We start from the raw sequence: 19,868 nt of genomic DNA on the forward strand, positions 1-19,868 counted from the left end.
CCGATGACCTAGCCTACAAGGATCCAAGGCGTGGCTGACCAATAGATTGGTTTGAGCGAAACATTCGAAAGGTTTACGAAATGCCCATTTACGAATATGCCTGCAGCGACTGTCGGGAAACGTTTGAGCTGTTAGTTCGCGGGAATGAGCAGCCGTGTTGCCCCGAGTGCGAAAGCTTGCAGTTGGAAAAACAGTTGAGCGTACCAGCTGCATTGGGAAGTCATACAGCGAGCGATTTGCCGATGGCTGGAAATTGCGGTCGGCCCCAATGCGGTTCCGGTTGTATGGGACTCGAGGGCTAGGCTTCGTCGAAATCTCGAGTTGTCGGAAGTCGCTTCTTTTTCCGCGTTAGCTTTTCCAGCGAGAGGTTGCGTGCCAGGAATCAAATCAATGCCTCTGCCATCCACAGCAAAATTATGGTGGAAAAGGCGATGAAAATGATCGTGCCAATCAGCATTACGGCCCACGACAACCAAGAGAAATCCTCGAGCTGAATTTGTTAAAGCAGGCGTTGCACCGTTGCCAGGTAAATCGCCAAGGGAACGATCAGAAGCAAAAGTGCCGACAAGTCGAATTGTCGGATCGTCTGCTTGCGATTGACTAGCTTGATAGCGAAGAAGCTCGAGCAGGCTGCGTTGATGGCGGCTAATCCCGTGACGATTGGCAAAACGAGCCAGAAGCTCGACCTTGTCGCCTCCGCGAAAAGGCGGTCGATTAAGAGCAAATAGCTGACACCCAACAGGAATTTAATCAGGCGTGAGAACATGAGGTTTGCGTTGCAACAAGAATGGTTGCAGCCGAAGACTTCGGTAGCGAGCTGGTGTTTAGATCGTGTCGACTCAATCACGTTGATTGGCGAAGAGGAAAAAACGAAAGCGGCCGGATGATCCATCCGACCGCTTTTCCAATCGCTCCCAGATAGGTGGTTCTTAAGGGAAGATCACGAGACCGCCGACGAGGGCGGCGAGCTGCCAGCGAGCTCCCCTTGCACTGAGTGGTACGGCAGGTAACAGCCAAGGAGCACAGCTACCCGGTCGATAATATCCCAAAGAGTATTTGCATTCGGTTGGCGGTGTTACACCCATGTGGTAGGGCAAGAACAAGATGTTGCCGAAGAAGTGTGCACCGGAGAGAGCGGCTTGCTTCATCGGACCCGCCGAGTGACCGTAGCGTTCGAGTTGTACTTCCTGGAAGTAAAGCGGCTTGTGGCAAAGGGCCGAGGCCGTCCAGGTGAAAGTACTCATTGTCCAGTTTCGTGGTTCGTACTGGTTAGTTGCCGCACTGAACTCACTGGGCAATTCCCACCAGGCACTGACAAAGCAAAGATCAATGTTGCTCAGTGCGTACCAGGAAATCGATTCGATGGCACCGGTTGTCGTTTCAACATCCACTCGGCCATCGTTGTAATTAACCATCCGCCCCTTCGCCAACAAACGCCCATTGCGATCTCGCCATTCGCGTGACGGGGCGCGACTCATGTTCTGTTCGAGGATCCGATTGTTCTGTTGGATCGATTCGGTTGGCTGGATCTGGGGCGTAATGTCCAGTGAAATGGAACTGATCGGTGTATGTCGCATTTCGTCCCAGGCTTTCTGGAACAGTTGTTCCTCACTGGGGCAATTGCGGCCATTGTACTGATCTAGCAGCTGATTCGTCGGCGTTTGCAGGCTGAATTCATTGTCATCTTGTAGCGTGGAATCAAACTGAGGAATGAATGTGTTGTCCGGAACCGGCAATTCTTGAGAAGGCTGATTGGAGTCGTCCAGTTCGGGTAAGTTGAGGTCCGACTGTGTTGTCGTTTTCGGGCTGTTGGGCTCAGGACGAGGCTCTGGAGTCAGCGCCTTGTCGGTGTCGGTCGTTGGTAAATCGTTCGCCAAGTTAGGGAGCTCGCTGTCAACGTCTGGGTTTGGCAGTTCGTTGGGTAAGGCGAGTTCGTCTTTGGTCGGAGGTGTGGCAAGCGTCGGAGTTTCGGTTTGCTCCGATTTTTCCGGGCGCTGGGCTCGCTTGATTTCCGCGTCTTCCTCTTGCAGTATTTCGTCGAGCACATCGTCGAAGACACCGCTTGTATCATCGGAGTTTTGCCCAGAGACGAAGCGAACCAGGGTGTCTTCCCGAAAGTTGGGAACCGTGGCGGCGGTCGCCGCTTGCTGAACGCTAATTGGTCTCGGTGGAATTTCAAATTCCACCAATAATCCCACGTTTGTCGTCGGCGTTGGTTTGGGTTCAGGGAGGTCAATCTGAACGCTTGACTTCGGGATGTCCAGACGTGCGTTGAGCTGTTCAGCGGCACGGACTGGAGCTGCTTTGACAGGCGAACGCAAGTAGCTAGGGCGTGGTCGATGAATCTCGGCCATTCTTACCTGATCCGGTCGCTGCCATTTGAGCGTGTCCGAAGAATTTGGCAAGTTTTTTGGGCGAGTCCAGCCTGAAAGCTGATCGCTTGTTTTGCGGACAAACCGTTTCTGCGCGGCCTTCTTGGTCGAAGCAGTCGGTTTCAACGCCGGTTCGGTGGCGAGTGAATTAGCAACGCAGGTGATGGCTACGAGCACGCCGTAGATCCAAATTCGACCTGGTCGTTTGAGCGAAAAGGTGGAGGATCGCTGACGACGATCAGTCAGCCTCGCCTCGTGCATATTCGCTGTAATTGGGGGCTTCTTGCGTAATGGCGATGTCATGGGGGTGGCTTTCTCTCACACTCGCCGCAGAAACTTGGATGAATCGCGCTTCCGTACGCAATTCCTCGATCGTTCGCGATCCACAGTAACCCATACCAGCTCTCAGCCCCCCGACAAGCTGGTACACGAAGGGACCTAATGGACCTTTGAACGGAACTCGACCTTCGACTCCTTCGGGAACAAGCTTGCCTGAGACACCAGCGTCGGAACCTTGACGGTACCGCTCGCTCGATCCTTTGACCATGGCTCCCAGTGAACCCATTCCTCGATAAACTTTGAAGGTACGACCTTGATAGAGAATCATTTCTCCGGGACTTTCGGCGAGCCCGGCAAATAATCCTCCAATCATGGCAACACTGGCACCGGCTGCGATTGCCTTCGTCAAATCGCCTGAGAAGCGAATGCCTCCGTCGGCGATAATTGGCGTCTGCGTCTCCTTGGCGGCCTGTGCTGCTTCATAAATGGCAGTAATTTGAGGAACACCGACTCCAGAAATGACTCGTGTGGTGCAAATCGACCCCGGACCAATGCCGACTTTGACAGCGTCACAGCCAGCATCTATTAGGTCTTTTGCTCCTTCGCGAGTTGCAACGTTTCCGGCGATCACGTCAATGTCCCATCTTTTCTTGGTTTCTCGAACCGTCTCCAGGACGTTTCGGGAATGACCGTGGGCACTGTCAACAATCAAAATATCGACGTCTTGGTTGATGAGGCTCTCGGCACGCTCGAAATCGAACACCCCGATCGCCGCACCCACACGAAGCCTTCCTTGCTTGTCTCTGCAAGCATTGGGGAATCGCTTCAGCATGTCGATGTCTTTGATTGTTATTAACCCTGTCAGATTGTATTTGTCGTCAACCAGTAAAAGTTTCTCCACCTTTTTAGCCGTTAAAATCTTCTCTGCTTCCTCAAGCGTTACTCTTCCCGTCGCCGTCACCAAATTACCAGCGGTCATAACTTCCGATACGGGCTGCTCCGTTTGCTCTAAAAACCTTAAATCCCGGCGGGTTAGGATGCCTTCGAGCTGTCCGTTCGGGCGCGTGATGGGCACTCCGGAAACGTTATGCTTCTCCATCACTTCCTGTGCATTCGCTACTGTTGCATTCGGTGGTAGCGTGACCGGATCGATGATAATGCCGTTCGCACTGCGTTTGACTTTGTCAACTTCCTCCGTTTGACGCTCCACCGACATATTCTTGTGAATGACGCCCAAACCGCCCTGTTGACCAAGTGAAATCGCCATCGCACTTTCGGTGACGGTATCCATGGGGGAGCTGAGTAGCGGAACGTTAAGCGTGATGCGTCGTGTCAATTGAGTGGTCACGACCGTATCGGATGGCACAATATCGCTGTATCGGGGTTGCAGCAAAACGTCGTCAAAGGTGATGCCATTGATAGAGATTTTGTCTTGCATCATCGCTGCTCCTTGTCTTGGTGACGCTAACCGGTCTTGGTGACGCTAACCGTTGCGGCAGAATCCCGCATTATGACGCTGAACAACCGGATTGGCAATGTACGGGGCCGTCCGGAGAGAACGAAAGCTTCCATCGGGAGCGGGCGAAGCGCGGATGGCTAGCGGGAACGGGCGAAGGCCCCGCGGCTCAGGCTGAGAAACGATCAGGGGGACCGGCAGATGCTGGGATTCGTCCTGGCGTCAGCCTCCGACCGGAAAAAAGTGGGATTGTCGGCAAATCGTTGGAAGCTCACCGGGGCGGGCAAGCCGCATGCAAAACGCTCATCCCCATCGTCCATTTCGCAATTCGCGAGCAGGCTGTGATTCGTTAGGACGCATCGGACCCGCTCTGTTGGCTCTCGGAGTCGTTAGTGGAGTCCTGCCCTGGCAGGTCGCGGACAGCTTCCAGGATTTGCAGGTCTTGTGCTGGAAAAACAGCGCGGAGGTCAATCAGCAAACGGTTTTGTTGAATGCGCCCGAAGATTGAGGGGTTACTGGTCCGCAATTCGGCCGCCAATTGGTTGACGCTTCGCTTGTTCGGTGTGATGGCGATACACCAGGTGGGTAATTGTTGCGTTGGAACAGAACCGCCGCCCAGGTAGGCCACCTCTTTGATAGGCTCGGCTTGGGCGACAGCTGGCAGCTCTTGAAGCTGAGGCGCGAGTCGTTCGGCTCGATTTTGCAGATTCTGTTCTGAAGCGTTGAGTAATTGAAGTAGCGGAATCGATTCATGTGCGACTTCGGGATCACGATACAGTCGCAAGGTTGCTGCTAAAGCGGCCAAGGTCATTTTGTCGACTCTCAAAGCTCGAGTGAGCGGATGCTGTGTGATTTGGGCGATGAGATCGCGCTGACCAACGATAATGCCACATTGGGGTCCGCCAAGCAGTTTGTCCCCGCTGAACAACACTACGTCGGCGCCTGCCGTAATGCTATCAGCCGCAACGGGCTCACCGGCGAGTCCGAAGCGAGCAAAGTCGATTGTGGCTCCCGAACCGATATCATCGATCACCGGCAGGTGATGGCTCTTGCCGAGCTCAACGAGTTCTTTCAAACTGGCCTCGGCGGTGAAACCGGTTACCAGATAGTTACTTGGGTGGACCCGCAGCAGCGCACCTGTTTGGTCGGAAATTGCCCTTTCATAATCTTCGATGCGTGTCTTATTGGTGGTGCCGACCTCTCGCAGGATTGCTCCACTGACTTCCATGACTTCGGGCAGACGGTAGCTGCCTCCAATTTCCACCAAGTGGCCGCGTGAAACGATGACTTCTTGGCCGGATCCGATCGCGGCGAGTGTCAGCAAGGTCGCTCCCGCATTGTTATTCACCACCAAAGCCGCCTCGGCCCCGGTCAGTTCTCGCAGCAATTTTTCCACGGCGACCACACGTTGTGATCGTTCCCCCGATTCCAGATCGACTTCCACGCTCGCGTATCCCGAAGAGACGGCTCGAACCGCATGCAACGCTTCCTCTGCAAGCGGCGAACGGCCCAAGCCGGTGTGCAAGACAATCCCGGTTGCATTAATCACCGGCTGCAAACTGGGCTTCTGATCCTCCGCGATCCAATCTGCGATCCGATCTGCCAGATCACTGACGTTTGGCACATTGAACTCGTTGGCCTTCTGCTGGAGGTCAGAGCGTAAGTCGTCCAAGAACGTGCGGACTTCGGAGACCACGACGTGGTGGCTGACTTTGTCCACGAGGGTCTTGAGCGATGGGCTCTCAAGCAGTTCATTGACGGAAGGGATTCGACGAAGGGGGTTGTTAGGCATGTCTCTATCTTTGGCTTTCGCTGAAAAACAGCCGATGGGGCACCAAGGGTCTTGCTTAAATAGTAGCTTGTCGCTTGTTCAGACGGCGAAGATCGCCATCCCGGTCGGTAAATCCGGTTCTATCCAAGTATTCGCAGATCGGCACGGCATATTTTCTCGTTGTCTTCAGGAGTTCTCGGATTTCGCTCAATGTCATCCCTACTCCTTCTCCAAGAGCATCGGAGAGGGTATCGCGGAGCTGTTGCTCGACCTCGCAGTGAAGGTAAAGTTTGTCACCAATTTCGATCAGATCCCCGTCCGTCGCCGCAAGACTGATGAGTTGCGGAACGGATTGTTGATTCTTGACAGACTCTTTTTGGCACTCTTTGACCGTGGGGGGTTGGAAGCCGGCTTTGAGATAGCGTTGGATCAATTGCTTCAGCAGTTCTTGCTCGCCTTTGGAGAGACTGGGGCCTCGTGCGGCCAATCCGACTCCGTTGGCTGTCAAGCGAACTTGTTTCGTTCGATTCAGTCGCTCGAGAATCGCGTCAAAAACGGAGGCCGGCCCGAGATAATTGAACTGTGCGGCAAGACTCGTGCGATCGAACACACTTTTGAGTGGCTCCAGGTCGTGCCTTCGCTCCAGTGCTGCACGGATGCGTCCACCCGCTTCGTCGAGCAGTTGTGAATGAAAATAGATTTTTTTATGTCCCGTGCGATGAAGGGGGACCACAAGTTTATCGTCGATTAACTGTTGGAAAACAGTCTCGCCGTTTGGGATGCCAGCTGTTCGAGCCAGCTCGAGGGGGCTCGCGAACGACGAACCCGAGAAGTAGATTGCCGCCGATGCGCGCCGCAAAGCATCTTTGTCAGTTAAATCTTGCAGGTATTGAAGAGTACTCTGATTCGCGCGTCGGATTTTAGCAGCGACGGGAACGACGACGCGTCCGCCGGCAATGGTCATGATGGGTGACTCGCTGCGCAATACAAACGGCTGATTCCAGGTTGAGACCACCGGTTCACTCAGGAACAATTGTGCAAAGGTGGTTTCACCTGGCGTTACGAGCTCGGCATCGAGCAATGAAACGGTAGCAAGAACCTCCGCTGTGCCGATGTGAAGGCGAATGCGGGCACGATTCTTAAGAGGACGTACGGCGGACTGAAGGATATCCAAACGGACCGTGATGAGGCGGCTCGCGATCAAATGGCCTGCGGATGCCAATTCTTGTCCTCGCATCACCTGGTCGTGATGAATCCCTGCTAAATTGATAGCGGCTCGTTGGCCTCGATGCACCGAGTCGACAACACGATCGTGATTATGCAGGCCGCGAATTCGTACTTCAATGGAGTTTGGCTCGATCATCATTTGATCGCCCACATTGGCTTGACCGCTGGACACACTGCCGGTGACAACGGTGCCGTGTCCTGCGATCGTAAAGGCACGATCAATTGCCATGCGGAAGGGTTCGCTGATTGATTGTTGCCTATTTTGTGCGACGTGGTTTGCAGCTTCTAAGAGGGCCGCCTTCAATTCCGGAATGCCCTGCCCCGTCGCTGAACTGGTACGGATGATGGGGGCTTCTGCAAGAAACGAATCTTCGACAAGCTCGCGTGCCTCCTGTTCAACGAGTTCGATCCAGTCCGGATCAGCCAGATCGCATTTGGTGAGTACAATCAATCCTGCTGACAGATCCAGCATTCGAAGCACTTCGAAATGTTCGCGTGTCTGGGGTTTTACGGAGTCGTCGGCGGCGATGACCAGAACGGCGATGTCCATCCCGGTGGCGCCGGCCAGCATCTGTCGAACAAACTTTTCATGGCCCGGTACATCAACGATACCCAGGCGGAAATCGTCCAATTCAAGTTCGGCGAAACCAAGCTCAATCGTGATGCCACGTTTCTTTTCTTCCGGGAGTCGGTCGGTATCGACACCGGTCAATGATTTGATCAATGACGTTTTGCCGTGGTCGATGTGACCGGCCGTTCCGAGTATGAGGTCTGTAATCATGACGCAATTCTACTCCAGATCGGTCGATGGGGAACGGCCCCGTTTGGGAACCGGAGGCGACTTTGAAACTGGAGTTTTAGAGCTGATGGCTCCATTGAAGCTGACGGCCAGACGTAATAAAACTAGGGATCTTCATCCGATCCGAAGGAACTATCTCATGCAACCAAATCCGCTTCGAGTTACCGTTTGGAATGAATTTGTCCATGAGCAGGAACATGAACGAGTTCGCGCGATTTACCCAGAAGGCATCCATACTGCGATTAAGACGGGTCTGGAACAGCAGCTTGATAGCTCGGTTGTTGTCAAGACAGCCACGCTACAACAGCCAGAGCACGGTCTGACGGAAACGCTGTTGGATCAAACGGATGTGCTTCTATGGTGGGGGCATGCGGCCCATGATCAGGTTGCCGATGAGATTGTTGATCGAGTTCATCAACGGGTGCTTAACGGGATGGGCTTAATTCCGCTGCACTCGGCCCACCTCTCGAAAATCTTCGTGAAATTAATGGGAACCAGCTGCATGCTCCGCTGGCGGGATGCGGGTGAACGAGAGCGATTATGGATCGTCAATCCGGCCCATGAAATTGTCGACGGAATTGAGGGCGAGTCTTTTGAGCTCCCAAACGCCGAAATGTACGGAGAATATTTCGATATTCCGACTCCCGACGAACTGATTTTGATCAGTTGGTTCGCCGGAGGGGAGGTTTTCCGATCTGGCATGACTTTTCGGCGCGGCAAGGGGCGGATTTTTTATTTTCGGCCAGGACACGAAACTTTTCCCATTTACCATCAGCCGATCGTTCAGCGGATTTTGTCCAACGGCGTTTCCTGGGCAGCCCCGCGCGGGGCCAGCTACTTTGGAGATGGTCGTCATATTCCGGAGGCGCTGGAGCCGCTCCCATCGAGTGATGTGAGCGATCCTTCGTTGCATAAACGGCAATAAATTCCCGGATCTCGTCGTCGGAAACCGAGTTCTCGGAGCGGACTGGGATTTTGACACGGTTCGTTTTCCAGCGGATTTCCGATTTCCGCCTCAGGCTGAGTTTGGGATGCTAATCTCGGACCGATCTGCTACAATGAATCACCCCACCGCAGGAGTAGAGAGATGACGTGGAGACGGGGTGACTTACCCGCCTGACGGACGTCTTTTCTCGTGAATCCCCCGGCTCTTTCCCTCCAGACCGAATTTGTCGACTGCACTCGGAGACGAGATAGCATGCGTGCCATCGCTGCGTTGATCACTGCCGTGGGATGCTTTTGCGCCGGACAGGTCGCGTGGTCCGACACGGATGTCAAGTCAGGTCTCGATCAGCGCTTTGCGGAGCACGTCCGACCCGTCTTGAGTACCTACTGCCACGGTTGTCACAGCGGCGACGAACCTGAGGCCGAACTGAATCTTGCCAGCTACGATCGGACTGCGGTTGATGTGGCCGAAAATCATGCCGTTTGGGCTCGGATCGAGGAAGTGGTTCGCTCGGGGGAAATGCCACCTGATAACGAACCTCAGCCGAGTCCTGAGGAAACGAAGCAATTGCTTGGCTGGCTGGAGTCCGCCTTGAATTCGATCGATTGCAGCAAAATCAGCCAACCGGGACGAGTCACGGTCAGGCGACTCAACCGGGCCGAATATGACAACACGATTCGTGATCTGGTGGGTTTGGATTTCAAACCGGCCGCAGATTTTCCAGCGGACAACGTGGGTAACGGTTTTGACAACATTTCCCAAGTGATGTCGCTCCCATCTTTGTTGCTGGAAAAATATCTCGCTGCGGCAGAAGAAATCGTGACGCGTCTCTTGTCCGATCCGACCGCTTGCCAAGCAGTCATCCATCGCTGGTCAGACCCGGCGCGTGATCGCAAGGCAAATGCGAAAGAGGTGTTGCGTCAGTTTGCGAGCCGAGCGTTTCGTCGACCCATCCAGCAGGACGAGTTGGATCGTTTGATGAAGTTGATCGAGCTTCGATCGACAGCGGGAGCCGATTATGTGGCGAGCTTCGATCTTCCTTTGCAAGCCATTCTGGCTTCTCCTCACTTTCTTTTTCGAATCGAGTTCGACAACAATCCTGATTCAACCGACCAGTTGCGGGCGCTCAATGATTATGAATTCGCAACGCGACTCTCCTATTTTTTATGGAGTTCGATGCCGGATGAGCAGCTTACCGGCTTGGCGCGTGAAGGCCGGCTACAGGAATCGGCGGTCTTAGAAACGCAAGTTCGTCGAATGTTGGACGACGGCAAGGCACAAGCCTTGGTCGAGAATTTCGCTGGGCAGTGGTTGGAGTTGCGAACCCTGGCGAAGGTTGCCCCAGATCCGGAGAAGTATCCCGATTTCGATGAATCATTGCGGACGGCCATGCGGCGTGAAACTGAGCTGTTTTTTGCCGCACTGATGGCCAAAGATCGCAGTGTTCTCGAGCTGATTGATGCGGACTATACCTACCTGAACGAGCGACTTGCTCGCCATTACGGTTTGGACGCGGTGGAGGGGGATGAATTTCGAGAGGTCAAACTGACGGACGCTCGCCGTGGAGGCATTCTCACTCATGCCAGTGTGCTCACGCTCACTTCAAATCCGACACGAACCTCGCCGGTCAAACGCGGAAAGTGGATCCTGGAGAATCTGCTTGGTGCGCCACCGCCACCGCCACCGCCGGGGGTCGAAGAACTGTCGGAGGAAGGCGATGCCGAACTGTTGGGGTCGCTGCGAGAGCGCATGGAGCAGCATCGTGAGGATCCATCGTGTGCCGTTTGTCATCGTAAAATGGACGCACTGGGATTTGGTTTTGAGAATTTTGACGGGATCGGAAGTTGGCGAGAGAAGGATGGACGATTCACGATTGACGCATCCGGAGAACTTCCGGGTGATCTGGGTTTTAACGGGCCCCAGCAACTGCGCCAATTGTTAAAGACAAGCCAAAAGCCGCAGTTCACTCGCTCTCTGGCCGAAAAAATGCTTACCTATGCGCTCGGTCGTGGTTTAGAATCTTATGACCGCTGTGCCGTGGATGACATCGTGGAAAATTTGCAGCAAAACGATTATCGTTTTTCAGCATTGGTCCTGGGAATTGTGAACAGCGAACCGTTCCGTCTCAGGGGCTTTCGAGGAGGAGTCAAATGAGGCATTCGATCTCTCGACGGACGGTGTTGCGAGGTATCGGAGCATCCGTATCCCTGCCGTTACTTGATGCCATGCTACCCATCGGAGCGTTGGGGGCGACCACCGCCTCAGCGCCGCCCCGCCGCATCGGATTCTTCTTTGTGCCGAATGGGGTCAATTTAGCGGAGTGGACTCCGCAAAAAACTGGTTACGATTACGACCTGCCTTCAATCTTAGAGCCTTTGCATCGCGTGAAGAACGATGTCAATGTGCTTACGGGCTTAACTCAAGACAAGGGTCGGGCAAATGGTGATGGGGCTGGTGATCACGCGCGATCCGCTTCGACGTTCCTGACCGGTGCCCAACCACGAAAGACATCAGCTGGAAATATTCGAGTTGGCATTTCGGTCGATCAAGTCGCTGCTCAAGCGGTGGGCAAGGCGACTCGGTTTCCCTCCTTGGAACTCGGTTGTGATCGATCCCGGAATTCGGGCAATTGCGACTCGGGTTACAGTTGCGCCTATTCCCACAATATCTCCTGGTCTTCAGCGACTACGCCGATGGCCAAAGAGATCGACCCCAGGCTTGTCTTCGAAAGGCTGTTTGGCGGTGACCAAGCCAAAGATCATCAAGCTCAGACCGAGCGGCAGCAATTGCGAAAAAGTTTGTTGGATTACGTTCGCGATGATGCTCGCCGATTGCAGAATCGTTTGGGACGATCTGACCAAATTAAATTGGATCAGTACACGGCCGGTGTCCGCGAAATCGAACGGCGAATCGAAGCGAGTGAGCAGGACACACAACGCTATGAGGTCGATTTTGAAAAACCAGCTGGAATACCGGACGATTACGCTGAGCATGTGCGGTTGATGAGTGACATGATGGTGCTTGCTTTTCAGGCCGATTTGACTCGTGTCAGCACCTGTATGTTTGCGAACGCGGGCAGTAATCGAAGCTACCGAGAAATCGGAGTTCCCGATGGCCATCACGATCTTTCGCATCACGGTGGAAACGGCGAAAAACTCGAGAAAATCCGACGAATCAATCAATATCACCTGCAGCAATTTGCCTACGTTTTGGAGCGAATGAAGTCGATTCCTGAGGGAGACGGCTCGCTACTTGACAGCTGCTTGATTGTCTATGGCAGTGGTTTGAGTGATGGCAATCGCCACAATAATGAAAATCTACCGGTGTTGGTTGCTGGACGTGGTGGTGGAACCGTCGAGACAGGACGTCATGTGGTGTACGACGTAGAAACACCGCTGAACAATCTGTACTTGTCCATGTTGGATCGAATGGGTGTTTCAGTCCCGCGGCTTGGTGACAGTACCGCAAGACTGCCTTACCTCAGTTAACCTGGCAACTTAAGACTTCAAAGCTTCGCTCCATCTCGGATGAATTGATCGAGTGAGATATCTTTGGGGCGTACCGAAAAGAGATTTGATACCCATGTCATTTCGTGGCTCGATTCTGGTCGCTCTGGCGTTTTTGCTGGTTTCGTTCGTCAGGGTGCCCGATCTGACAGCGGCCGATGAACCCGCTTCTGTGACTGGGTTGGTCGAAGATCTGAAAAGCTCCGACGTCGAGACGCGTCGTGACGCGACACACAGTCTGATTTCCCTTGGCAAAGGTGCCAAACTGGCCGTTCCGGCCTTGTTGGAAACGTTACAAGATGGAGATGTCCAGGTCTGGTCGGGGGCGGTACAAGCGTTGGCGACGATTGGATCTGATGCGTCGGATGCCGTTCCGATTTTGATTGCTCAGATTGATAAGGCAAACCCACAGCGTCAGTATCGCATTTCCCATGCGTTGGGATGCGTCGGTGCACCGAGACTAGCTGAGCTGCGACAATTGTTGACCGACTCGAGTTCACGTCGACGGGAGGTCGCGGCCCGGTCGATTGGTTGGATGGGGCAGGCGGCAGATCCGGCTGTCGATGATTTGATCAAATTGTTGGTGGACTCGGATGAGCAAGTTGCTCTGGCGGCAACCGAAACATTAGGCAAGTTGAAGGATTTGTCGTTGGCGTCGCTGGTGATCGTCTGTCAGGATTCCGAACAAACGGCACGCAAGCTTGCCTTGTCCGCCTTGGCTTCGATGGGGCCAGTTGCCGCTCCGGCAAAAGAGGTCGTGATTTCCAATTTGACACACGAAGCTTCGTCGATTCGTGCAGCTGCTTTGGACGCCCTGGCGAGCCTCGCAGATGACGATCCTCAAACGATTGAGTTCGTGACGGTGGCCCTTTCCGATAAAGATGAAAGCGTAAAACGCACTGCTATTTCGTCCGTGTTGCGATTGCGACAGCGGTCTGATCGTACCATTCCAGCCCTGATTAAACTGTTGGAGGGCGATTCCGAGACGGCTTCCAAAGCTGCCTACGCGTTGGGTGCTTTTGGCGGCTCGGCTGCCGATGCGGTGCCGGCCTTGCTAAATCAGCTGGTTGCGAACGAGCAATCCAAGGCGGCCGACGCTGTCAGTCGAATTGGACCGACGGCTGTCGCTCCTCTCGTTGAATATGCCGCAAATGAAAAAATTGCGTTGGGACAAGCTGCTGAGATCATCGGTCGGATGGGCCCACGGGCGAGACAGCAGCTGGAAGCGGAGCTCACCAGCGAGCACGCGAAGCATCGTGTTTTGGCCATCTTGGCGATGACGCAGATTTCCGAGCAAAACTCCAACCTGATCGACAAAATCGCTGTCCGCTTGGATGATCCAGTAGCCGAAGTCCGAGCAGCGGCCTGCCAGGCCTTGGAAGTTTTTGGCGAGGACGCCCAATCGACCGAAGCCGCTTTGGTTAAACGGGTGGATGACCCCGATCCTCTCGTACGAGCTGCCTGTTTACTCGCCTTGGTTGCCATCGGAGTCGACTCGGAACGGCTTGTTCAACCGCTGATCGCCGCTCTAGCGGATGATCATGATCAAGTAAGAGTCGGGGCGGCTGAAGCCCTTGGTTCCTTAAAGCCATTACCCCCACCCGCCCGTGATGCTTTGATCGCAGCAGTTGGGGATCAAAACCCGAGTGTTCGGCGGTCAGTCGTCGCAACGCTGGGGCAGGCGAAGGTAAAACAAGCTGTTCCTCATTTAATCGAAACTCTGAAAGACAGTGACCAGGAGGTCAGCCTGCAGGCCATTCGCTCGCTTGGCCAAATCGGTAAGCAAGCGACGGATGCGGTTCCCGAGTTGACGTTGCAGCTTGAGAATCAGTATTTTCCCAAACGGCTCGCCACAATCGAGACTTTGGGGCAGATCGGTGAGTCGGCCAAGGCGTCGGTTTCTGGCTTGCAATCACAGCTTCAGCATCCAGATGAGTCTGTACGCGCGGCAACGTTAGTCGCACTCACTCAAGTCGTTGACGAAACGGAACAATTAGTCCCGATCCTTGTCGAAGGATTGCGGGATAAGCAATGGTCAGTGCGACGTAAGGCAGCTGATCAGTTGGGAAGCTTGGGTGATCAGGCCGAAGCTGCTGTACCTGAACTGCTCGTTCTGTTGCGGAGTGACGATGATGATGATCAGGATTTGGCCTCGGATGCCCTTCGGCAAATCGATGCGGCTTCTGCGGAAACCGTGCCCATGTTGATTGAGATTCTGAAGGATCAAGGTAGCGGTCGTCGTGTGCGTTATTATGCGTTGCACTTGTTGCGAAAAACGGGCCCCGCTGCGAAAAGTGCCTTGCCTGTTTTGGAAGAGCTGCTGAAGAAGTTAGAGGGACGTAGTCGTGAATACCTGCGTCGGGCGATTCGCGATATTCGTGAGATTCCTGATCCCGCAGCAGCCTAAGTTTCCCTTCTCTGCGCTATCTCGCGACCAATTCGATGATGGGGGCACTGATCCAAGCTGCAGGCCGTGGGAACTTCCGCTAGTTGGGTGCTCAAGCGGCACGCGCCAGTTTCGGAGCCGATGTTTCATTTTGGCGGTATTGAGGAACAGCTTCTGAGAGTTGGGCTACCACACCCGTGTTACCCCGATGAGCCGTTTGACTCATTTGGAGGATTGAATTGCTGATCTCCGCGTATTGAGTGGGAGTTGATTCGGCGATCATGATTTTGGGATGGACGGTTGGGAGGTGGTTTTCACCGCTGATATGAAGTTCTTCGAATAATTTTTCGCCCGGGCGAATTCCGGAAAATTGAATTTCGATATCGCGATCGATTTCAAGTCCCGAAAGATTGATCATCTCATGAGCCAGGTCAACGATTCGGACCGGTTCTCCCATGTCGAGTACGAAGATCTCACCGCCCTGCCCCATCGCGCCGGCTTGGATAACCAATTGTGACGCTTCCGGGATCGTCATGAAGTAACGTTTCATCTGAGGATGGGTCACTGTGACCGGACCACCTTGAGCGATCTGTTCTCGGAAGATTGGCACAACACTGCCAGCTGAATCGAGTACGTTACCAAAGCGGACGGTGACGAAGTTGCATTGCGAGGACGTCGCCAATGATTGCACGTAGATTTCAGCAACTCGTTTGCAAGCACCCATCACGCTGGTTGGATTGACTGCCTTGTCGGTCGAAATCATCACGAATGAGCCGACTTTGAAGCGGTCTGCGAGATCGGCCAAGTTGCGTGTGGCGAGCACGATGTTTTTGATCGCTTCGCACGGATTGGCTTCCATCAAGGGTACATGTTTGTAGGCGGCTGCATGAAAGATGATATCCGGTCGCTCTCTTAAGCAGAGTTGCTCCATGCGAGCTTGATCACCTGCATCAGCGATGCAAAATTGCAGATCAATATCGGGTGCAAGTTTTCTCAACTCATGCTCGAGGAAAAACAGTCCGTTCTCACTACGGTCAATTAGGATGAGCTTACGAGGCTCGAATTGGAGCAACTGGCGGCAGATCTCGGAGCCGATGCTGCCCGCAGCTCCCGTCACCCAGAGAACTTTGTTGTCGAGCCATTGGTGAAGACCTCGGATGTCCAGTTGAACGGGATCGCGGCGCAGCAGGTCTTGTATTGAAACGGTTCGAGGACGTAAGTCGACATGTCCGTGGAGCAGTTGTTCGAAGCTAGGCAGAACCTTGACTTCGACGCCGACAGAACGACCTTTTTCAACGATTTTCCGAACGTCTTTACCGGAGAACTCACCGGCTGTGATGAGGATTTCTCGAACGGCGTGCCGGGCCGCTAAACGGTCAAGCTGGTCAACGTTTCCCAAGACGGGAATGCCACTGATTCGCGAAGGGAGAGCGTGACTTTGGCCTGCCAGAAAGCCGACAATATCGTAGCGAATGTTATGGTTTCGTCGAATGGCTCGGAGTAACGCCTCTCCCGAGTCGTTGGCGCCAATAATGAAGGCGCGGATTCCTGAATTATCAGATCTCAACGACGGGCGATATTCTTCCATGAATCGCGCTGTTGAACGCAGACAGCCGAATACCGCGACCGTTCCAAATGAGTCGAGTAAGAATACGCTTCGCGGAATTACGACATCCGGGATGAATAGGAATGCTGTCAGCACCAATACCAGAGAGCTTGCGATTGTTGCTTGGGAAAGCGTGATCAAATCATGGAATGTTAGAAAACGATTCCAGCCTTGGTAGATTCCAAATCTGCTGAAGATCGCCACCTTGATCAGAATAACCCAAATGAGCGTTCGTTGAATGTGGGACGCCGTGAAGTCATCAATGTTTCCCTCAAATCGTAACCAATAGGATGCGATCTGAATTATCGCGATGAGCGGTATCGAGGCAATCATGTAGGCGATTGCGTGGTGTTTTTGGATGCTCTTTTTGAGGCGCTGGAAAAGACTAATCATGCGTAAGCTTTCAACCTTCTCGCGGCAGGAGCTGAAATGTGCAACGCTCTCTTTAAATTGAAATGTTAGCAAGGACTAAAAACCTGGAACAGCGCTCGAAAAGCCGAATCGGACAAAGCTTCTTACTGTCTCAACCACGAACGTCGATGGTGTTTCTTCAACAGTGATGGTATCTCCTGAAGCAAGAACCAGATTCTCCTTGCCGTTGGTTTTTGCCGCTTTGACCGATACTTCAATGACGATGGGATCCGTTTCTCCTTCGATGCTGCGAATCACGCGAACTTTGTCTGCAATCGAAACCGTGCGACCCCCAGCGAGTGCGATAGCGTCGAGTACTCGCAGGGTTTCGTCCTTCGGCAATTCGTAATAGTCGGGACGTTTGACCAAGCCGATAACGCTGATCGAATGGTTGGGGCGTTCGGTCACCATGACGATGCTGCCGTCTTCCACATGCAGGTCGACTCCCTCTTGTGAAGATTCCGTCAGGTCGATCTGGGTGATCCGCTGGGGAATCTCAGGAGCCTGCTCAAAAGACGCCAATATGACGCCTTCATAACGGGCGTTGTTGGAAAGTTGCCGCATGCCATTTGGGTGTCGAAGTTCGACCATTGTTCCTGCGTCGTCGTTCAACCCGCCCGCTGCGACGATCGCGGCGAGGAGATCACTGCCCGCCGCCGGCAATTCGTAGACACCAGGTTCTTTCACGGCTCCTACAACGCGGACCCGAATCATACGACGTTGCTTCATCAGTACCGAAACGTGTGGGTGGCGATAGATTTCCCGGTCGATGCTCAGTTGGCGAATCACTTGTTCTGAAGCGGCCAAGGTAAATCCGGTGAGCTGGGCCGAACCAACTAATGGGATGTCAATCTCACCCCGGTCGCTTACACGTAACGTCCATGTGGTGGGCTCAGTCTCTTCAATTCCTGTTGAAACTTGCACATTCAACACATCGCCGGGGTAAATCAAGTCTTCGTTGATCGAATGACTTGCAATCGCTGTCAGGTCGACTGCGGCAGTATTGAGCTCTGGAGAGCTTCTGAGGTACTCGGGAAGTGATGCGCCTTGATAGTCCACGCCAGAACGGCATCCGAGTCCCAGCAACAAGGCAATGCAGAGGACTCCCGTTCTTAGGTGGCAAAGAGGTAAATTCGTGGTGTTACCGGGGTGTACCATTTTGGCTACTTCGTGATTCACAAGGACGAGCTTGGCATTTTAGGCCCAACGAAATTAGCTGCCGGAAGACTTGTCTTTCGATTGGTGTATTGCCAGTGGAATGGCAATGGCGGCGGCGACAAGAGCGGTCATCAGGATCGGGTCGGATCGAAATATTTCTCGAATAGGCCGCTGGCCACGTGCGATGCGTGTGTCGTTCACGATCAAGAGGCTTTGTGAAGCCGACGGAGGAGCTGCCGCTTTTGTCCACAATCGACACATGCAGATCCCCTGATCCGTTTCCAGGCGATAGATTCCACCGGCCAGTTTCTGGAATGTGTGTTCCCCGCGGTTGTTGGTAACTCCGAGGGTTGACTGGGGTGATGCTGAAAAATCATCACGCGTCAATTTGATTTGGCTCTGGGGGATCCGCTGGCCCTGACCATCAACGACGACGACTCGAAGTTTGCCCTGAGCATTCAATTGAATGTCATGCACCTGGGGACGTTTGGCGGGGGCCTTCGGAGCCTGCGCCACGACGTGTGTCGGGAGAATCAAGCTGAACAAGGCGAAACCGATGGCACATGTGCGTGCCCGTTGTAATGCGCGTAACATGAAAACTCCCTGTTGAAATCTGTACGGTTCCGTAGACCAATTTCGCATTCCGTTACCCTCGACTGGCCTTGGGCACGTTTTTGCGACAATGGTGTCGTGGTCGGTAGTCATCGATCGTTATCTGCTTTTGAGCGTTGGTTGGTCGGACGTTATGGGGACAGTCAAATGCTCGCTGCCGGTTGCGCCTCAGATCCAATGTTTCCAAGACCCTCAACGAATTACGCTCTGAAGCGGAGACGAAAGGACAATCTTGAATGGACTTTAATCGTCATTGCGATCTACGAAATAGAAGTGACCGTAGTCGCTGGAATTAAAATCCGCAGGATGTTAACGAAAAAGTTCGTTAGAAAGAATAGCAATCGCGGTAGAACTTTGCCGATGCGGGTGGCTGGCCATTCGGGAGATACGAAAGATTGCGCCGCTTGTTTTTTACGGGCAACGATGGCCAATAGCAAACGCCAGCAAGACACGATAGACTTGCTGGCGCCGGTGGACTGTGAGATTTTTTTCTGTTAGCTGCCGCTTTCATCGTCGTTGTTTGTGATGATGATCGGCACAGCAATGCCTGCTGCGATGGCAGTTCCAAATAGCCAAGGGTTGTTGAGGCTTCGCATGATCGCACCGTTATAGTGTCCGGCACCAATTCCCATCTGACGGTTGGGTCTGCAACGATTTTGGCCTCGCAAGGCGTCGCCGCTGACGAGCAACACGGCATCTTTACAGGCGGGCGGGGCGCTGTTAGGGGTCCAGACACGATAAATGCCGCCCGCGTCGGCTCCCGCAACCTGGTAAATACCGCCGCGGAGTCCGTCGAAGCTGAAGTCACCTTGGTGGTTGGTTTGAACTTGGGACAGTTGTTTACCTCGAGCCTGGAGGATGACCAGGCTATTCGGCAGAGGTTTGCCCTGCCGATCGACCAATTGGCCTCGTAAGCGGCCTTGGCTATCCAGGCGAACGTCTTGTGAAACGTTTGCTTGGGGAGCGGCCGGTGTTGCTGCATGCACTGCTGGGACACCGGAGCTGACAAGGGATAAGCACGACAGTATGACCAGGAGTTGTCGATGAGTTTTTAACAACCTCATGGGAAATCCTCTTTTGCGTGAGAGTGTCATTTATCGTTGCGATCGCCCTGCTCGCAAGCAGGGGCATGCCAGCGACCTTTCGGGCTAGGTTGACGTTGTCAATTAGGTATCGGCTGCGGGCGATGCGATTCTAAAGCGATCTCTGGCTATGAGGAGGGATTGAGTGGGTTGCTGCCATTGGCCGACAGCGTTGGCTGTTTGCGAACTGGTATCACTTGACGCCCCTGCCCCGTTGGATTACTTACGCCCATTTCCAGTACAGCATCGAGGGGCGG

The 19,868-nt window shown here is 53.7% G+C and carries 14 protein-coding genes; 5 read left to right on the plus strand and 9 right to left on the minus strand.

What is annotated here, in order from left to right; all coding sequences use genetic code 11:
- Positions 1-80 precede the first annotated feature (80 nt).
- A complete protein-coding gene (locus P8N76_01115; GenBank protein MDG2380251.1) occupies positions 81-302 on the plus strand; it encodes a zinc ribbon domain-containing protein in 222 nt (73 codons plus the stop codon).
- 197 nt (positions 303-499) lie between these two features.
- Here P8N76_01115 and P8N76_01120 read toward each other — a convergent pair whose 3' ends face one another.
- The 5 genes from P8N76_01120 to selB all read right to left on the minus strand — a co-directional run bounded on the left by P8N76_01120 (position 500) and on the right by selB (position 7,886).
- Complete coding sequence (locus P8N76_01120; protein MDG2380252.1) at positions 500-766, minus strand: hypothetical protein; 267 nt, start codon at positions 764-766, stop codon at positions 500-502.
- Between the two features lie 163 nt (positions 767-929).
- Entirely contained in the window at positions 930-2,675 is a 1,746-nt protein-coding gene (locus tag P8N76_01125; protein ID MDG2380253.1) for a hypothetical protein, read from the minus strand.
- Entirely contained in the window at positions 2,611-4,092 is a 1,482-nt protein-coding gene (gene guaB / locus P8N76_01130) for an IMP dehydrogenase (protein ID MDG2380254.1), read from the minus strand. The genes P8N76_01125 and guaB overlap by 65 nt, the downstream gene beginning before the upstream one ends.
- 364 nt (positions 4,093-4,456) lie before the next feature.
- Positions 4,457-5,899, minus strand: a complete 1,443-nt coding sequence (selA, locus tag P8N76_01135) for an L-seryl-tRNA(Sec) selenium transferase (GenBank protein MDG2380255.1) — start codon at positions 5,897-5,899, stop codon at positions 4,457-4,459.
- 55 nt (positions 5,900-5,954) lie between these two features.
- On the minus strand, positions 5,955-7,886 hold the full coding sequence (selB, locus tag P8N76_01140; protein ID MDG2380256.1) for a selenocysteine-specific translation elongation factor: 1,932 nt from the start codon (positions 7,884-7,886) through the stop codon (positions 5,955-5,957).
- A 157-nt stretch (positions 7,887-8,043) separates the two neighbouring features.
- On the opposite strand from selB, the gene P8N76_01145 reads away from it, so the two are divergent.
- The 4 genes from P8N76_01145 to P8N76_01160 all read left to right on the plus strand — a co-directional run bounded on the left by P8N76_01145 (position 8,044) and on the right by P8N76_01160 (position 14,763).
- Positions 8,044-8,829, plus strand: a complete 786-nt coding sequence (locus tag P8N76_01145) for a ThuA domain-containing protein (GenBank protein ID MDG2380257.1) — start codon at positions 8,044-8,046, stop codon at positions 8,827-8,829.
- A gap of 273 nt (positions 8,830-9,102) precedes the next feature.
- Positions 9,103-11,004 carry a DUF1592 domain-containing protein gene (locus tag P8N76_01150; GenBank protein MDG2380258.1) on the plus strand — a complete coding sequence of 634 codons (1,902 nt, stop codon included), beginning with the start codon at positions 9,103-9,105 and terminating at the stop codon, positions 11,002-11,004.
- On the plus strand, positions 11,001-12,338 hold the full coding sequence (locus P8N76_01155; protein MDG2380259.1) for a DUF1552 domain-containing protein: 1,338 nt from the start codon (positions 11,001-11,003) through the stop codon (positions 12,336-12,338). Before P8N76_01150 ends, P8N76_01155 begins: the two co-directional genes overlap by 4 nt.
- Positions 12,339-12,432: 94 nt before the next feature.
- Positions 12,433-14,763, plus strand: coding sequence for a HEAT repeat domain-containing protein (locus P8N76_01160; GenBank protein ID MDG2380260.1), 2,331 nt, complete (start codon positions 12,433-12,435; stop codon positions 14,761-14,763).
- A gap of 91 nt (positions 14,764-14,854) precedes the next feature.
- Here P8N76_01160 and P8N76_01165 read toward each other — a convergent pair whose 3' ends face one another.
- The 4 genes from P8N76_01165 to P8N76_01180 form a co-directional block, all read right to left on the minus strand.
- On the minus strand, positions 14,855-16,741 hold the full coding sequence (locus tag P8N76_01165; GenBank protein MDG2380261.1) for a nucleoside-diphosphate sugar epimerase/dehydratase: 1,887 nt from the start codon (positions 16,739-16,741) through the stop codon (positions 14,855-14,857).
- A gap of 75 nt (positions 16,742-16,816) precedes the next feature.
- Positions 16,817-17,917 carry an SLBB domain-containing protein gene (locus P8N76_01170; protein ID MDG2380262.1) on the minus strand — a complete coding sequence of 367 codons (1,101 nt, stop codon included), beginning with the start codon at positions 17,915-17,917 and terminating at the stop codon, positions 16,817-16,819.
- Positions 17,918-17,971: 54 nt separating this feature from the next.
- Positions 17,972-18,511, minus strand: a complete 540-nt coding sequence (locus P8N76_01175) for a hypothetical protein (protein MDG2380263.1) — start codon at positions 18,509-18,511, stop codon at positions 17,972-17,974.
- Between the two features lie 512 nt (positions 18,512-19,023).
- Entirely contained in the window at positions 19,024-19,593 is a 570-nt protein-coding gene (locus P8N76_01180) for a carboxypeptidase-like regulatory domain-containing protein (protein MDG2380264.1), read from the minus strand.
- Positions 19,594-19,868: the final 275 nt, after the last annotated feature.

Source organism: Pirellulaceae bacterium (genome assembly GCA_029243025.1).
Lineage (GTDB): Bacteria > Planctomycetota > Planctomycetia > Pirellulales > Pirellulaceae.

Bases quoted from the DNA above. Each gene is read 5' to 3' on its own strand.
- P8N76_01115 (MDG2380251.1), top strand. From the start codon at position 81: ATGCCCATTTACGAATATGCCTGCAGCGACTGTCGGGAAACGTTTGAG.
- P8N76_01150 (MDG2380258.1), top strand. From the start codon at position 9,103: ATGCGTGCCATCGCTGCGTTGATCACTGCCGTGGGATGCTTTTGCGCC.
- guaB (MDG2380254.1), bottom strand. From the start codon at position 4,092: ATGATGCAAGACAAAATCTCTATCAATGGCATCACCTTTGACGACGTT.
- P8N76_01165 (MDG2380261.1), bottom strand. From the start codon at position 16,741: ATGATTAGTCTTTTCCAGCGCCTCAAAAAGAGCATCCAAAAACACCAC.
- P8N76_01125 (MDG2380253.1), bottom strand. From the start codon at position 2,675: ATGACATCGCCATTACGCAAGAAGCCCCCAATTACAGCGAATATGCAC.
- P8N76_01160 (MDG2380260.1), top strand. From the start codon at position 12,433: ATGTCATTTCGTGGCTCGATTCTGGTCGCTCTGGCGTTTTTGCTGGTT.
- P8N76_01170 (MDG2380262.1), bottom strand. From the start codon at position 17,917: ATGGTACACCCCGGTAACACCACGAATTTACCTCTTTGCCACCTAAGA.
- selA (MDG2380255.1), bottom strand. From the start codon at position 5,899: ATGCCTAACAACCCCCTTCGTCGAATCCCTTCCGTCAATGAACTGCTT.
- P8N76_01175 (MDG2380263.1), bottom strand. From the start codon at position 18,511: ATGTTACGCGCATTACAACGGGCACGCACATGTGCCATCGGTTTCGCC.
- selB (MDG2380256.1), bottom strand. From the start codon at position 7,886: ATGATTACAGACCTCATACTCGGAACGGCCGGTCACATCGACCACGGC.
- P8N76_01180 (MDG2380264.1), bottom strand. From the start codon at position 19,593: ATGAGGTTGTTAAAAACTCATCGACAACTCCTGGTCATACTGTCGTGC.
- P8N76_01120 (MDG2380252.1), bottom strand. From the start codon at position 766: ATGTTCTCACGCCTGATTAAATTCCTGTTGGGTGTCAGCTATTTGCTC.
- P8N76_01145 (MDG2380257.1), top strand. From the start codon at position 8,044: ATGCAACCAAATCCGCTTCGAGTTACCGTTTGGAATGAATTTGTCCAT.
- P8N76_01155 (MDG2380259.1), top strand. From the start codon at position 11,001: ATGAGGCATTCGATCTCTCGACGGACGGTGTTGCGAGGTATCGGAGCA.